The sequence below is a fragment of the Pseudomonas sp. AP42 genome (assembly GCF_001728935.1).
Lineage (GTDB): Bacteria > Pseudomonadota > Gammaproteobacteria > Pseudomonadales > Pseudomonadaceae > Aquipseudomonas > Aquipseudomonas lactis.
Window position 1 is genome coordinate 1 of the sequence record NZ_LYSO01000141.1, and the last position, 14,318, is coordinate 14,318.

General features: G+C 59.4%; 12 protein-coding genes and 1 pseudogene. 8 read left to right on the plus strand and 5 right to left on the minus strand.

The features are described 5' to 3' along the window. Positions 1-513: 513 nt before the first annotated feature. From A7K61_RS27915 to A7K61_RS27930, 4 genes are all read left to right on the plus strand, one after another. Positions 514-1,062: a fimbrial protein gene (locus tag A7K61_RS27915; protein ID WP_003190448.1), complete on the plus strand. Its 549-nt coding sequence runs from the start codon at positions 514-516 to the stop codon at positions 1,060-1,062. A gap of 71 nt (positions 1,063-1,133) precedes the next feature. Continuing rightward, on the plus strand, positions 1,134-1,880 hold the full coding sequence (locus A7K61_RS27920) for a fimbria/pilus periplasmic chaperone (RefSeq protein WP_069558802.1): 747 nt from the start codon (positions 1,134-1,136) through the stop codon (positions 1,878-1,880). A gap of 33 nt (positions 1,881-1,913) precedes the next feature. Next, positions 1,914-4,511, plus strand: coding sequence for a fimbria/pilus outer membrane usher protein (locus A7K61_RS27925; RefSeq protein WP_069558803.1), 2,598 nt, complete (start codon positions 1,914-1,916; stop codon positions 4,509-4,511). Positions 4,512-4,513: 2 nt separating this feature from the next. Next, on the plus strand, positions 4,514-5,632 hold the full coding sequence (locus A7K61_RS27930) for a fimbrial protein (RefSeq protein WP_229999502.1): 1,119 nt from the start codon (positions 4,514-4,516) through the stop codon (positions 5,630-5,632). A 68-nt stretch (positions 5,633-5,700) separates the two neighbouring features. Here A7K61_RS27930 and A7K61_RS27935 read toward each other — a convergent pair whose 3' ends face one another. Beyond that, on the minus strand, positions 5,701-5,883 hold the full coding sequence (locus tag A7K61_RS27935; protein WP_003190457.1) for a general stress protein: 183 nt from the start codon (positions 5,881-5,883) through the stop codon (positions 5,701-5,703). 319 nt (positions 5,884-6,202) lie between these two features. Between A7K61_RS27935 and A7K61_RS27940 the strand changes: the two genes are divergently transcribed. The 3 genes from A7K61_RS27940 to A7K61_RS27950 all read left to right on the plus strand — a co-directional run bounded on the left by A7K61_RS27940 (position 6,203) and on the right by A7K61_RS27950 (position 9,172). Continuing rightward, entirely contained in the window at positions 6,203-6,433 is a 231-nt protein-coding gene (locus A7K61_RS27940) for a hypothetical protein (RefSeq protein ID WP_069558804.1), read from the plus strand. 165 nt (positions 6,434-6,598) lie between these two features. Then, a complete protein-coding gene (locus tag A7K61_RS27945; RefSeq protein ID WP_069558805.1) occupies positions 6,599-7,483 on the plus strand; it encodes a manganese catalase family protein in 885 nt (294 codons plus the stop codon). 111 nt (positions 7,484-7,594) lie between these two features. Then, complete coding sequence (locus A7K61_RS27950) at positions 7,595-9,172, plus strand: histidine kinase famiy protein (RefSeq protein ID WP_171905502.1); 1,578 nt, start codon at positions 7,595-7,597, stop codon at positions 9,170-9,172. 220 nt (positions 9,173-9,392) lie between these two features. On the opposite strand, the pseudogene cyoD reads toward A7K61_RS27950, so the two are convergent. From cyoD to cyoA, 4 genes and pseudogenes are all read right to left on the minus strand, one after another. Then, positions 9,393-9,726: pseudogene (gene cyoD / locus A7K61_RS27955) on the minus strand (cytochrome o ubiquinol oxidase subunit IV). 1 nt (position 9,727) lies between these two features. After that, positions 9,728-10,342 (minus strand): cytochrome o ubiquinol oxidase subunit III, encoded by a 615-nt coding sequence (gene cyoC, locus A7K61_RS27960; protein WP_069558807.1) that lies wholly within the window; start codon positions 10,340-10,342, stop codon positions 9,728-9,730. Between the two features lie 3 nt (positions 10,343-10,345). Beyond that, positions 10,346-12,319 (minus strand): cytochrome o ubiquinol oxidase subunit I, encoded by a 1,974-nt coding sequence (gene cyoB, locus A7K61_RS27965; protein WP_069558808.1) that lies wholly within the window; start codon positions 12,317-12,319, stop codon positions 10,346-10,348. A gap of 2 nt (positions 12,320-12,321) precedes the next feature. Further along, a complete protein-coding gene (gene cyoA, locus A7K61_RS27970; protein WP_069558809.1) occupies positions 12,322-13,245 on the minus strand; it encodes a ubiquinol oxidase subunit II in 924 nt (307 codons plus the stop codon). Positions 13,246-13,642: 397 nt separating this feature from the next. On the opposite strand from cyoA, the gene A7K61_RS27975 reads away from it, so the two are divergent. Further along, positions 13,643-13,957, plus strand: coding sequence for a hypothetical protein (locus A7K61_RS27975; RefSeq protein ID WP_069558810.1), 315 nt, complete (start codon positions 13,643-13,645; stop codon positions 13,955-13,957). The last annotated feature ends 361 nt before the right edge of the window (positions 13,958-14,318 follow it).

Sequence of the window (14,318 nt, forward strand, 5' to 3'; positions counted from 1 at the left end):
GGCCGTTACCGCAGGAACGGATATGTACCCAATCCAACTGTGTTGACTGTCAGGTCGCCTTCGCGAGCAAGCCCGCTCCCACAGTTGGATCGCGGGGCGCCAGGTAAATAAGCGTCGGCTGTCAGGCCGCCACGGGTCCAGCCTAACCTCGAAGTTGTGTAGATGCTTAGGCTGCGATAACGGTGGGTCAGTCAACATCTGATGATCAGAATAACGATGACCCATTATATAAGCTGGATTTAAATATACCGTTCAGGCGCGCTTTTAGGACCACTCCTATAGACGCTTTGTCTGTTGGCTTATTAAAGCCAGTCCACTATGGTGGGGGACTTTGTTTGTTGCTTTTAATCGACTGTTTATAAGGTGATTTGCCCGGGTTATTTGTTTTTCAGAGCACTCCTATTTTGAAAATTAAGTGCGCTGCTTACACTTCACTTCGCAACAACGCAGAAGTATTTCCCGTCCAGGGAACTTCACAACTTAATCAAGTCTATCGTGCTCTCGGAGTTACTCATGAATTACAAAGCTCGCGCCCTCGCTGTACTGGTCGCTGCCACCGTCTCTTCTGCTGCCATGGCTTCGGACGGCAAAATTGATTTCAACGGTGAGCTGAAAGCCGAAACCTGCCAAGTGGCCGTCAATGGTGCAGCAGCTTCCGGCGCGACCACCGTCACCTTGCCAACCATCTCCACCGCTTCCTTGGCTTCCGCCGGGCAAGTAGCTGGCCAGACCGGTTTCAACATCGAACTGAGCAAGTGCTCTGCTGCGATCAAAACCGCGGCGGCGTTCTTTGAGTCGGGCGGTGGTGTTGATCCGGCCAGCGGTAATGTGAAGAACATCAGCGGTTCAGCCACCAAGGTCCAACTGCAGTTGGTGGATGCCACCAATGGCAACGCGATCAAGGCCGGCAACACGTCTCAGGTTACCTCCACCAGCCGCGTAACTGTTGACCCAACTGCCCTGACCGCTGTGCTGCCGTACGCCGTTCAGTACTACGCCCAGTCGGCTACCACGCCGGGCACCGTTGTGGGCTCCGTGACTTACTCCATCAATTATCAGTAAGTCGCAGGCTTTGGACACACGCCCTGCTCGGTATTGAAGGGCGTGCATCCAGACGGTAAAGGGATTGCTCTATGTCGTGCACACGTGCATTCAAACCACTGCTGCTGATCGGCCTGGCCACACTGATGTGTTCCCATGCATTCGCTGCAGTGGTGATTACCGGTACGCGCCTGGTCTATCCGGCGGACCAGAAAGAAATCACCGTAAAACTGAACAATAACGGCACGTTGCCCGCACTGGTCCAATCATGGATCGACACCGGCAGCGTCGAATCGACACCCACCAGCTCCAAGGCGCCGTTCCTGCTGTCGCCCCCGGTGGCGCGCATTGACCCGACCAAGGGCCAAAGCTTGCGAGTGCTCTTTACCGGCGCGCCTTTGGCGCAGGACAAAGAGTCGGTGTTCTGGCTCAACGTTCTCGAAATCCCGCCCAAACCCGAGGCGGGTGCAGACCTCAATACGCTGCAAATGGCTTTCCGTTCGCGCATCAAGCTGTTCTATCGCCCGGTTGGCTTGCCTGGAAATCCCAATGAGGCGGTTGAGCAGGTGCAGTGGCAATTGGTTACGGCACGCGATGGCCAAGGCCTGGCGCTGAAGGCGTACAACCCGTCGGCGTTCCACGTCTCGCTGATCGAGTTGGACCTGGTGGCGGGTAACCAACGCTATCGCAGTGAGGACGGCATGGTCGGCCCTGGAGAAACCCGGCAGTTCGCGCTGCCCACGCTCAAGGCCAGGCCGTCGAGCCAGGCCCATGTGGAATTCAGCGCCATCAACGATTACGGCGCGCTGGTCCCGACCCGCAACACGCTGCAGCCCTGATCCATTCCTGACGTTTTTACCCGCGAGTCATCTATGTCGACCTTTTCTTGCTCCAGGCTTTTTCTGCGGGCGCGGCCTCGCTTCGCCTTGAATCCGCTCACTGCCCTGATCCTCAAGGCATTGACCATTGCTCCAGGCGTGTGGAGCATGCAAGGCGCGTTGGCGCAAGAAGTGCAGTTCAATGACGCCTTCCTGCCCGAAGACTCGCGCAATCTTGACCTGAGTGCCTACCAGGCCGGCAACCCGGTGATGCCCGGTCAATACCGAGCCGACATCATCCTCAACGGGCAACTGAACAACCGGCAGGATATTCGCATTGACGCCCAGGCCGACGGCAGCAAGCCGGTGGTGTGTATGAACCGTGGCTTGCTTGAGCGCCAGGGTGTGCAAATGGCCAGCCTCACGCCCGAGGCCAGCACGATGCTCGACAGTCAGGCGTGCCCGGCAGTGTGGCAGGTAATCCCAGGCGCTACCGCGAACTTCTCCCCAGAGAACCAGGCGCTGGACCTGAGCATTCCCCAGGTGGCGCTCAAGCGTAATGCGCGGGGTTACGTCAGCCCGCAGTTGTGGGACCGTGGCGTGACGGCCGCCATGCTCAGCTACAACTTCAACGCCAATCGTAACCGCACCCGCAGTGGCAACTCCGATTCGGCGTTCATGGGCCTCAACGCGGGCCTGAACCTGGGGGACTGGCGCCTGCGCCACAACGCGTCCATGAGCTGGCAGTCACGTTTGGGCAGCCGGTATCAGGCTCTGGACACATACGCTCAGCGTGATATCACCGCGTTGAAAAGCCAACTGACGGTGGGTGAGTCCAACACCACCGGCGAGATCTTCGACACCTTGTCCTACCGTGGCGTGCAACTGTCCACTGACGACCGCATGCTGCCTGATTCGATGCGCGGGTATGCGCCGGTCATCCGGGGTATTGCCCGCACCAATGCGCGGGTAACCATTCGCCAGGCCGGCAATATCTTGCTGGAAACCACCGTGGCGCCCGGCGCGTTTGTGATCGATGACCTGTACTCCACCGGCTATGGTGGCGACCTCAGCGTGAGCGTGGCCGAAGCCGACGGCACTGAGCAGAACTTTATCGTGCCCTACGCCTCGGTCAGCCAGTTGCTACGCCCCGGCACCTCGCGGTTCAGCCTCACCGCGGGTGAAACCCGCAACAACTTCGTCGACGATCAGGCGCGCCTGCTGCAAGGGACTATGCAGTACGGCTTGAACAATACCTTCACCGGTTTTGCCGGTCTGCAATCGAGCGATGACTACACGGCGGTGCTCACCGGCCTGGCGTTCGGCACACCCATCGGTGCGATGGCCGTGGACATCACGCACGCCCAGACCGACCTGGCCGGCGGCGCTGCCAAGGGCCAGAGCATGCGGGTGTCGTACAGCAAGAATGTGCTCAGTACCGGCAGTAACTTCTCGCTGGCGGCCTATCGGTTTTCCACTCAGGACTACCTGGATTTCAGCAACGCCATCCAACTGCTGGATGCCGAGAAAAATGGCTGGGATTCGAGCATGTTCGGTCGCCCGCGCAGTCGTTTTTCGGTGACCGCCGACCAGAACCTTGGGGCTTGGGGGCAAGTCTCTATCAGCGGTTACGCGCAAAACTACTGGAATCAGCCGGGCAGTGATGTGCAGTACCAGTTCAGCTACAGCAAGCAGTTCAACCGCGTCAGCTTCAGTGTGAATGCCAACCGCAGCCGCATGGGGCTGGGCGATATGGAGAACAGCTTTTTGCTGACCATGAGCATGCCCCTGGATTTCGGCGCGTCGGGTAACACTCCGCAAATAACCGCGCAGGTGGGCCGCGATACCCAAGGCAATTACAGTGAGCAGGCCGGTATCAGCGGCACCGCCGGCCAAGACCGTCAATATGGCTATAGCGCCAATTTCGGCCATGACGGCGCCAACCACAGCAAGAGCGCCGCGCTTAACGGTCAGTACACGGGTGGGCGAGCCATGCTCAGTGCGGCACTGGGGCGTGGCGATGGCTATACCAGCGCCTCGATGGGCGCCAGCGGCATCGTGGTGGCCCACGCCGAGGGTGTGACCATGACGCCGTACCGCGGCGAAACCATGGCGGTGGTCAGTGCGCCGGGTGCCGCGGGCGCCAAGGTTTCGGGATACCCCGGCCTCACGCTCGACAGTCGCGGCAATGCCGTGGTGCCGTACCTACGGCCTTATGAGCTGAACGAGGTGGCCATCGACCCGATTGGCAGTTCGCTGGATGTCGAACTCAACGAGACCAGCCAACAAGTCGCCCCACGCGCCGGTGCCGTGGTGCATCTTAAATACACCACTAATCAGGGCCGTGCGGTGCTGCTCAATGTGCGCCTGGACGATGGCAGCAGCTTGCCATTTGGCGCAGGCGTGACCGACGGCGAAGGCGCCTCGGTGGGGATGGTCGGGCAGGGCGGTCTGCTCTATGCCCGGATCAAGCCAGAAACTCGCCAGTTGTTGATCAACTGGGGCAGCAAGACCCATCAACAGTGTGCCCTGATGATTCCTCCCGGCCCCGGCGAGGGCCAGCAATTGCAGCAGGTGGACGCTATTTGCGCCGCCGGCAAACAGGTCGCGGGCAGCACGCCGCCCAACAACATGCAAAAGGTACCGTTATGAACATGGGCGCTTTGATCAAACCCAGCCTAGCGCTGGCGGCACTTTGGGCGATGGCCGATACGGCCATGGCAGTGACCTGTACATATAACAACGGTATCCAGGCCGCAGTGGGCAACATGCCATTGCAGGTCTCGGCGATTACCGTCGGACGTGATGTGCCGGTGGGCGCCGAAGTCTATCGACAGCGCTTCAGCATGGCCTTGGGCCAGGCACCCGAGCTGGACTGCCGGTTTGCTCCGTTTCAACAGTGGACCGAGTTGACGGTCGAGGCGACTTCTGGCTTAGCCAATTGGTCCAGCGGCCCCTATGCCAACAAGGTCTACAGAACCCGAATTCCAGGGCTGGGGGTGGTTATCAATAGTCTCGGCGGCGTGCTGCCCAGGCAAACCAACAAATCCTGGACTGCCTGCACATCGGGCTCTCGCTGCCTGATTCCGTTTGATGGACCTTCGAACTTCGAATTGATACTGATCAAACTAGGGGAAGTAACGCCAGGTGTATTGGCGGGCAGCTCATTGCCGGTCGTGAGCCTGTTTGGCAACTTCGGCGATGCCAGGATGCAGGGTTTCAGGATGGGCATCTCCGGCAGTATCCAGATTGTCTCGCGCACCTGCAGTACGCCGGATGTTTCAGTGCCGATGGGGACGCACTTGACCAATAAGTTCACCGGGCTTAACAGCGCCACAGGGTGGACAGATTTTTCCATCAACTTGAATGATTGCCCGGCGTTCCATGGCACCTATTCCACCACCGGACCTGGCTGGCTTTCGCAAAGTGGTAATTCACCCACCGGCGTTGGCTCCGGCGGAACCCTAGCGGGTAACACCCTGCAATTTCGCATCGACTCCTCGCGCCCGGCGATCAATGCCAGTACGGGCGTGCTGAGCATTGATCCCACAGGCACAGGTAATTCGCCTGCCGCAAGCGGAGTCGGCATCCAAGTAGCGACACTAGACAGTACCCCGGTACCCCTGGGGATGAATCGGGCCAGCGGTATTAACCCACTGTCCTTCGAGTCCAGCTACAACATCCGCTTGCGTGCCCGTTATCTGCAAACCGCCAACCGAGTCACGCCAGGCCCGGCCAATGCGTCGGCGACGTTTACGATTATTTATCAGTGATGAATATGTCACTTATGTTCTGCGCGTTTGGTTTGAAGGGGCAGCCAGGCTGCCCCTCCCACCGTTACTCAAGAACCCGACTTCCGACCGCCGCCATGGCTGTGCTGCCCACCTTTACGGCCGGCTTCCGAGGCTTTTTCACGGTCGTTGGCGAAGTTGCCGCCCGACGCCTGGCCGCCTTTTTTACCCGCTTCGGAGGCTTTTTCGCGATCATTGGCAAAGTTGCCCGGGTTTTTATTACCTGTAGTCATGATAGTTCTCCAATCGCTAAGTTAGCGTTTCGTTAGTTGGCCGTTTCGCAACGGACACTTATTCCGATATTGGCTGTTTGGGAAATGTTTTACCGATTTTTCTAACCGGCGACGAACGGTAATTTCGCTGAAAAAGTTATACAGGAACTTGGTTGATACGCCGCTTCGTATAACTTTTATGGCCGGTCAGCGCTTCGGTATTAATAAGATCGAAACTGCCGGCTTAGTTTAGGGTCCTGCCATTCGTCTTTTTCGTCGCACTCCAAAAAAAGGCGTCGTTCCAACGAGTTCCTAACCTGTGAACGGGAGCATTTCAGCCATGAAGCACAACCCATCCAACCCACAGTACCGGCCGCTTGAGCAACCAGACGCACCCAATGAAGACGGTTGCGTGATTGGCACTGCCGGGCGCGACGAAGACCCCAACGCGACCACCGATTGGGACCATCCCGACAGCGTCGCGACACCCGCTGACGCCAGCATCAAACCCGCCAGCGGTACGCCCGGCATCGACGTCGTGCCCGAGTCGGAAAACCACGGTGCCGACTGAGAAAACTGCGCGGCAAACGCCGTTTCGCTTGGCCTGCAGCGCATTACCGCTGGTCATGAAGCGCCGGTTTATTTTGAAATTTTTAAAGCGCAGGCCACTTCCCATGCAAGGTAGGCGCGCATTCCAGCAGGGCGCCTTTTTCCGTAAGCCTGAGGAGATTTGTTCATGTTTCTACATAACAAGCGACTTCAATACACCGTCCGCGTCGCCGAGCCCAATCCGGGCCTGGCCAACCTTTTGCTTGAGCAGTTTGGCGGTGCCCAAGGTGAGTTGGCGGCAGCATCCCGTTACTTCACCCAAGCCTTGGCGGAAGACGACCCGGGGCGCAAAGATTTGCTGATGGACATCGCCACCGAAGAACTTAGCCATCTGGAGATCGTCGGCTCCATCATCGTGATGCTCAACAAGGGCGCCAAGGGGCGAATGGCCGAAGGCGTGGAAGAGGAGGGCGAGTTGTACCGGGCGCTCAATGGCGCCGGCAATGACTCGCATATCACCAGCCTGCTGTACGGGGCCGGCTCGCCGTTGACCAACTCTGCCGGCGTGCCGTGGACTGCCGCCTACATCGACACCATTGGTGAACCCACCGCAGACATGCGCTCGAATATCGCCGCCGAAGCCCGGGCCAAAATCGTCTATGAGCGGCTGATGAACGTCACCGATGACCCGGGAGTAAAAGATGCGCTGGGTTTTTTGATGACGCGGGAAATCGCTCACCAGCTTTCCTTCGAAAAAGCGCTGCATGCCATTCAACCGAATTTCCCCCAAGGCAAGTTGCCGGGCAAGCCGGAGTTCACCCAGGTGTACTTCAACATGTCCCAAGGTGCGGAAAACCTGCGCGGGCCCTGGAACCAGGGTGAGGGTTGGGCGTTCGTGGAAAACCCACAACCGGCGGTCGATGGCGGTGACGGCACCGCCAGCGTGCAGTTGGACGCCGACGAAGAAGCGGTGCTGAGCGCCATGAAAATCCGCACGCTCTCGGACCCCACCAGCGACCCGACGACCGGCGCTGACCTGGGCAGGGGGCTGCAGCCAAAACCTGAGCCATGACCCAGGCTGTACGGTCGCGCGGCGCCCAATCACGGGCGCCGCGCCCTTTGATGGCACTGCGCAGCATTTTCACGGTCCATGGAACACATACCACGTATCTGGAGGTGAACCTTGGCGACAAAGAAGAAGCCTGTGGTCGAGGGTATGGAATTGGCGATGCTGTCTGCCAGCCGCAAAGACCTGTTCTTTGCGGCCATGCAAGCCAGCCACAGCGCAATGATCGTGACCGACCCCGCCGGGCCGGATAACCCGATCATCTTTGCCAACCAGGCGTTCCTGACCCTGACAGGCTTTGAACTGGACGAAGTGATTGGCCGCAATTGCCGGTTCCTGCAGGGGCCCCAAACCGACAAAAACGCGCTGCACCAGGTGCAACGCGCAGTTGAGCGGCACCATGAGGCCTGTGTCGAGGTGCTCAATTACCGCAAGGACGGCTCGACCTTCTGGAACGAGCTGTTCATTTCGCCGTTGTTCAACGAACGTGGGCAACTGGTGTATTTTTTCGCCTCGCAGCTGGACGTGAGCCGGCGCCACGACGCTGAGCAGCGCGTGCGTCGCGCACAAGACTTGGAAGCGCTGGGGCAACTGACCGGTGGCATCGCTCATGACTTCAATAACCTGCTGCAAGTGATGATGGGTTATCTCGACTTGATCCAGCAGAGCGCCAAGCGTCCCGGCAGCGATCCGCAGCGCATCGTCAGCAGTGCCAGCCGTGCGCGGGCGGCGGCGGAAAAAGCGCAAACCCTGACTCAGCAGTTGCTGGCGTTTTCGCGCAAGCAACGGCTCGACAGCCGGGTGATCAACTTGAACAGCTTGCTCGGCCGCCCGGACTTCATGGCCCGTGCGCTGCGGGGCGTCGCGTTGCAGGTGGAGCTTGCCGACGATTTGTGGAACTGCCGCATCGACCCGGTCCAGGCGGAGCTGGCGGTGCAGCATTTATTGTCGAATGCCCAGGACGCTTTGCTCGGGCGTGCTGATCCGTCGGTCACCGTCAAGACCTGCAACGTCCAAGTGCCCGGCGATATCGATGCCGAGCGTGAGGGGTTGGCCGAGGGCTGTTACGTGAGCATTTCGGTCTCGGATAACGGCAACGGCATCGACGCAGGTATTCAGGACAAAGTCATGCAACCGTTCTTCACCACCAAGGAAGAAGGCCAGGGCTCGGGCCTGGGGTTGTCGATGGTGTACGGCTTCGTCAAGCAATCGGGCGGCACGGCGCGGATTCATTCCGACCCGGGTATCGGTACGACGATACGCTTGTACTTTCCGGCCGATGACAGCCAGCTGTGGGTTGAGCAGACACCCACGGCCACCTCACCGCAAGGTAGCGAGCGCATCCTGATCGTGGAAGACCGGCCCGAGGTGGCCGAGTTGGCGCAGGTGATTCTCTCTGACTACGGTTACCACACGGCCATCGCCCACAATGCCGCCGAGGCATTGGGCATGCTCAAGCAGGCGACGTATGACTTGGTGTTCAGTGACTTGATCATGCCCGGCGTGATGAATGGCGCGGCACTGGCGCGGGAGGTGTCGCGCTTGTATCCGCACATCAGGATCCTGCTGACCACCGGCTATGCGAAAGACGCGCTGGCGCGCGCGGATATACAGGTGCAGGAATTCGAGCTGATTCCCAAGCCGTATCAACCCGCTGACCTGCCGCGCAAAATCCGGGCGGTGCTCGATGCCTGATCGAGCAGGCCAATGCGCTCCAAATGTGGGAGCGGGCTTGCCCGCGAAGGCGGTGTGTCAGTCAATGCATCTGTTACAGCACGACCGCTTTCGCAGGCAAGCCAGCTCCCACATTGGATCTTCGTCGCTTTGAGCATTGCGTTCGCTTAGCCGAGTGGCATTAGGGCTTGCCCCCGATCATAATCGTGCATTCCCCGAGCGCCCTCCCACACAGTGTGCTTCAGTGCGCCAGCATGTTGTGATGAATACTGTTCATGATCCATAACGAAAGCCCCACCAACAGAAGAATGATGACCGCCGAGAAAATCAGCGCAATCAGGTTCCAGCGTTGTTCTTCGGCCGTGTCCAGGTGCAGGAAGAACTTGAGGTGGACCACGATTTGTATCGCGCCCAACGCTACCACCAGCCAGGCGGTGAAGGTGCGGGGCAGTGAGGGGAACATCACCAGGCCGAACGGGACCAGGGTGAGCAGGACCGAGGAACCCCACCAGGTAGGAGCGACTGCTGCCATGGCTGGTACCGGCACTGCTGTGAAGCGAGCTTTGCTTGTACATGTCACACCACCCCCAACAGATAGACCACGGTAAAGACGCAGATCCACACCACGTCCAAAAAGTGCCAGAACAGGCTCAGGCAACTGAGCCGAGTGGCGTTGGTGCTGGTCAGGCCGCGTTGCTTGACCTGGACCATCAGCACCGCCATCCAGATCAGCCCAGTCAACACGTGCGCGCCGTGGGTGCCGACAAGGGTGAAGAAGGCGGTCAGGAAGGCACTGCGGTCCGGCCCGTAGCCTTCTTCGATCAAGTGGTGAAATTCGTTGATCTCCATGGCGATGAAGCCCGCGCCCAGTACGAACGTGAGCCCCAGCCAGCGCAACACATCGCGTTGCTTGCCGTGGTTCATGGCGAGCATGGCGTAGCCGTAGGTGATACTGCTCAACAGCAGCAGCATGGTTTCGGCCAGCACATAGGGCAGTTCGAAAATATCCATGCTCGACGGCCCGCCCGCCACGCTGTCGCGCAACACGGCGTAGCCGGCAAACAAGGTCGCGAACAGGATGCAGTCGGTCATCAGGTAGATCCAGAACCCGAACAGGCTCAGGGAACCGGCGTCTTCATGCCCTTGTTCGTGGGTGTGAGCGATGTCTTTTTCCATAACGATATTGGACATGGGTCAAGCCTCTGCCAGGTCTTTGAGACGTGCCGTTTCGATACGCGCGACTTCCTGCGCGGGCACGAAGTAATCGGTGTCTTCGTCGTAGCTGCGCACCACGAACGCCACCACCGAGGCCACCAGGCCGAACGCCGCCATCCACCAGATGTGCCACACGAGCGCAAAGCTGCAGACCAGCGCGAACAGGCTGATGACCAGGCCCGACGCGGTATTGCGCGGCATGTGGATGCTGCGATAGTCGGTGTGGCTGAGGGTGCTGACGCCGCGCTCCTTCATGCCCCAGTACGCGTCCAGGTCATTGACCTTGGGCTGCTCGGCGAAGTTGTACAGCGGCGGCGGAGACGCGGTGGCCCATTCCAGGGTGCGCCCGTCCCACGGGTCGCCGGTGCGGTCGCGGTATTGATGACGGTTGCGGATGCTCACCAACAGCTGCAGGGCCTGCGTCGCCACACCGCAGAGGATGATTGCCACCCCCACCAACTCCAGCAGCAGCCAGGGCCGCCACTCCGGGTTGTCGAAATGATTGAGGCGACGCGTCATGCCCATGAAGCCCAGCACGTAAGAGGGCATGAACGCGAAATAAAAGCCCACCAGCCAGCACCAGAAGGCGATGCGCCCCAGCTTGTCGTTCAAGCGGAAACCGAACGCCTTGGGGAACCAATACGTCAGGCCGGCCATGTAGCCGAACACCGCGCCGCCGATGATCACGTTGTGAAAGTGCGCGATCAGAAACAGGCTGTTGTGCAAAAGGAAGTCGGCCCCCGGCACCGCCAGCAGCACCCCTGTCATGCCGCCGATGCTGAAGGTCACGATAAAGCCCAGGGTCCATAGCATGGGCGTTTCGAAACGCACGCGGCCACGGTACATGGTGAACAACCAGGTGAAGATTTTCACCCCGGTGGGCACCGCGATGATCATGGTCATGATGCCGAAAAACGCGTTGACGTTGCCGCCCGCGCCCATGGTGAAAAAGTGATGCAGCCACACGATGAACGACAACACGGTGATCGCGATCGTCGCCCACACCAGCGACACGTAGCCGAACAACCGTTTGCTGCTGAACGTGGCGGCAATCTCGGAAAACACCCCGAACGCCGGCAGGATCAGGATGTACACCTCCGGATGCCCCCAGGCCCAGATGAGGTTCACATACATCATCGGGTTGCCGCCGGCCTCGTTGGTGAAGAAATGCATGCCCAGGTAACGGTCCAGGGTCAGCATCAGCAGGGTGGCGGTGAGGATCGGGAAGGCCGCCAGAATCAGCACCGAGGTGCACAGCGCGTTCCAGGTGAACACCGGCATCTTGAACAGCGTCATGCCTTCGGTGCGCATCTTCAGGATGGTGACGAAGAAATTCACCCCCGTGAGCAGCGTGCCGATGCCGGATATCTGCAATGACCAGATGTAGTAGTCCACGCCGACGCCGGGGCTGTAACCCAGCTCGGATAACGGCGGATACGCCACCCAGCCGGTGCGCGCGAACTCACCGACCCCCAGCGAAATATTCACCAGCGCCGCACCCACCACGAACAGCCAGAAACTCAGCGCGTTGAGAAACGGATAGGCCACATCGCGAGCGCCGATCTGCAACGGCACGACGATGTTCATCAAGCCGACCACGAAGGGCATGGCCATGAAGAAGATCATGATCACACCGTGGGCGGTGAAGATCTGGTCGTAATGTTCCGGCGGCAGGTAACCCGGCCCGCCGCTGGCGGCCATGGCTTGCTGGGTGCGCATCATGATCGCATCAGAGAACCCGCGCAGCAGCATCACCAGGGCGACGATGATGTACATGCAACCGATCTTCTTGTGGTCTACCGAGGTGAACCACTCGCGCCACAAATAGCCCCACTTGCGTTTCCAGGTGATCGAGCCCACCAGCACCACCCCGATCAGGCCGACGACGGCCAGGGTGTACATCACAATGGGTTCAGTGGTTGGGATCGCGTCCCACGACAATTTTCCGAACATGGTTACCGCTCCTCAGCCAGCAGACTTGGGTGTTGATCGGTGCGTTGTGCAGCGTCGCTCAATGGCGAGCGCCGGGGTTTATTGGCCTTGTTCATGCCCTGGTATTTATCGACGATGTCCAGGAACAGGCGCTCCTGTACTGCCGAGTAATAGGTCACCGGGTGCTTGAGGGTGGGCTTGGCCAATTGCGCGTAAGTGCTGTGGTCCAGAGGCGTGGCCGCGCCCTTGACCTTTGTCACCCAGGTTTGAAAGTCGGCAGTGCTCAGGGACAGCGTGGTGAAATGCATGTCGGAAAAACCGGGGCCGTTGTAGTTGGCGGCAATCCCTCTGAATTCACCGGTCTCGTTGGCGATCAGGTGCAGCTTGGTCTGCATGCCGGCCATGGCGTAGATCTGCCCGCCGAGAGCTGGAATAAAGAACGAGGTCATGGCCGCGTCGGAGGTGACGGTGAAACTCACCGGCGTGTGCACCGGCAGGGCCAGCTCGTTGACGCTGGCGATGCCCAGGTCAGGGTAGATAAACAGCCATTTCCAGTCGGTGGCCACCACCTGCACGTTGATGGGCGCAGTGTCTGACTCCAGCGGGCGATAGGGGTCGAGTGCGTGGGTGGTCTCCCAGGTCACCCACCCCAGGACGATGATGATCAGCAGGGGAACGCCCCATACCACCGCTTCGATTTTGTGTGAACTGGCCCAGCGGGGGGAGTAGCGGGCTTTTTTATTGGTGGCGCGGTAGCGGTAGGCGAAGACAAACATCATCACAATCACCGGAACGACCACCAGCAGCATCAGGCCCGTAGCGAGAATAATCAGGTCGCGCTCATCGGTTGCTACTTGCCCCTTGGGGTTGAAGACCACCAGGTTGCAACTGGTGAGTAAGAAGAGGCTGGTGATAGTGACCAGGCAATAACCCATCGCTCGTTTCATGCCTTGCTCCTGTGTTGGAAACTTGCGTTTTGCTGTGCCGAATCAGTGCTCAAGTGTTAACTAAGCGAAGCGCTTATTAACACCAAGGGCCGTCAGGTAATAAATATTCGGCAATAAGATGCCGTCAGTAGATAAAGTGCTTCTACTGTCCGGTTCTATTGGCTTTTGCTGCCGCTCTGCAGGGCGCATTTCGCCGCGCTCCCGAACATTTTGAATAGAGCCCCGTGGGTTGGTTTAACAATTTGTTTCCTCGCCTGACGAACGGCTTAACAGGCGAAGCGGTAAAGGGTTTTTATCGGTGCATGATGGAGGTGGCCTTGGAAAAAGTCTGAATTGTGGTTAAGAAGTTCAGTCGTTAGTTGATGGCCAACCCCACTAACGGTTTTGGAGAAGAGCTATGTTCATGCGTGGCAAAACCTATGAAACCTGGGCCGCCAAGGCGCTCGACGAAGAGTGCTTTACCCAGGAGGTTGAAAACGGCTGCCATATCGAAGTCAGGGCCCGGGAGCGGAAAGATGGCGATATCGAAGTGCTGCTGTGCGTCTACACCGCGACGGGGCAATGCGTGGTTGAACGTACCAAGCAATTGCCGGGTGCCGAATGGACGGTGCGCGACGCGCTCAAGCGCGGCATTGATCAGGCGGAACGGATTGCCGGCGGGGAGTCCGGTCGACTGCCCTGTGCTGATGCGCACTTGCACGACGACGATTGAGTGGCGCGGCGGCAGTCGAGACCTACCTTACGCCCCGCGTTGCCAATGTGGGGGCTGGCTTGCCAGCCGACGCCTCTGCACCTGGCGCCCCGCGATCCAAATGTGGGAGCGGGCTTGCTCGCGAAGGCGGCCTTACAGCCGACGCCTATCTACTTGCCGCCCGCAATATAAAGGTGGGAGCTGGCTTGCCTGCGATGACGGCCGGCCAGCCGACGCCCCTGCACCTGGCGCCCCGCGATTCTAATGTGGGAGCGGGCTTGCTCGCGAAGGCGGCCTAACAGTCAACACAGTTGGATTGTGTACATATCCATTGCTGCGGTAACGGCCACCTAGGGTTCCGCCCTGACGGCGGCTCACTTTT

Bases quoted from the DNA above. Each gene is read 5' to 3' on its own strand.
- A7K61_RS27945 (WP_069558805.1), top strand. From the start codon at position 6,599: ATGTTTCTACATAACAAGCGACTTCAATACACCGTCCGCGTCGCCGAG.
- cyoB (WP_069558808.1), bottom strand. From the start codon at position 12,319: ATGTTCGGAAAATTGTCGTGGGACGCGATCCCAACCACTGAACCCATT.
- A7K61_RS27975 (WP_069558810.1), top strand. From the start codon at position 13,643: ATGTTCATGCGTGGCAAAACCTATGAAACCTGGGCCGCCAAGGCGCTC.
- A7K61_RS27915 (WP_003190448.1), top strand. From the start codon at position 514: ATGAATTACAAAGCTCGCGCCCTCGCTGTACTGGTCGCTGCCACCGTC.
- A7K61_RS27920 (WP_069558802.1), top strand. From the start codon at position 1,134: ATGTCGTGCACACGTGCATTCAAACCACTGCTGCTGATCGGCCTGGCC.
- cyoC (WP_069558807.1), bottom strand. From the start codon at position 10,342: ATGTCCAATATCGTTATGGAAAAAGACATCGCTCACACCCACGAACAA.
- A7K61_RS27925 (WP_069558803.1), top strand. From the start codon at position 1,914: ATGTCGACCTTTTCTTGCTCCAGGCTTTTTCTGCGGGCGCGGCCTCGC.
- cyoA (WP_069558809.1), bottom strand. From the start codon at position 13,245: ATGAAACGAGCGATGGGTTATTGCCTGGTCACTATCACCAGCCTCTTC.
- A7K61_RS27940 (WP_069558804.1), top strand. From the start codon at position 6,203: ATGAAGCACAACCCATCCAACCCACAGTACCGGCCGCTTGAGCAACCA.
- A7K61_RS27935 (WP_003190457.1), bottom strand. From the start codon at position 5,883: ATGACTACAGGTAATAAAAACCCGGGCAACTTTGCCAATGATCGCGAA.
- A7K61_RS27930 (WP_229999502.1), top strand. From the start codon at position 4,514: ATGGGCGCTTTGATCAAACCCAGCCTAGCGCTGGCGGCACTTTGGGCG.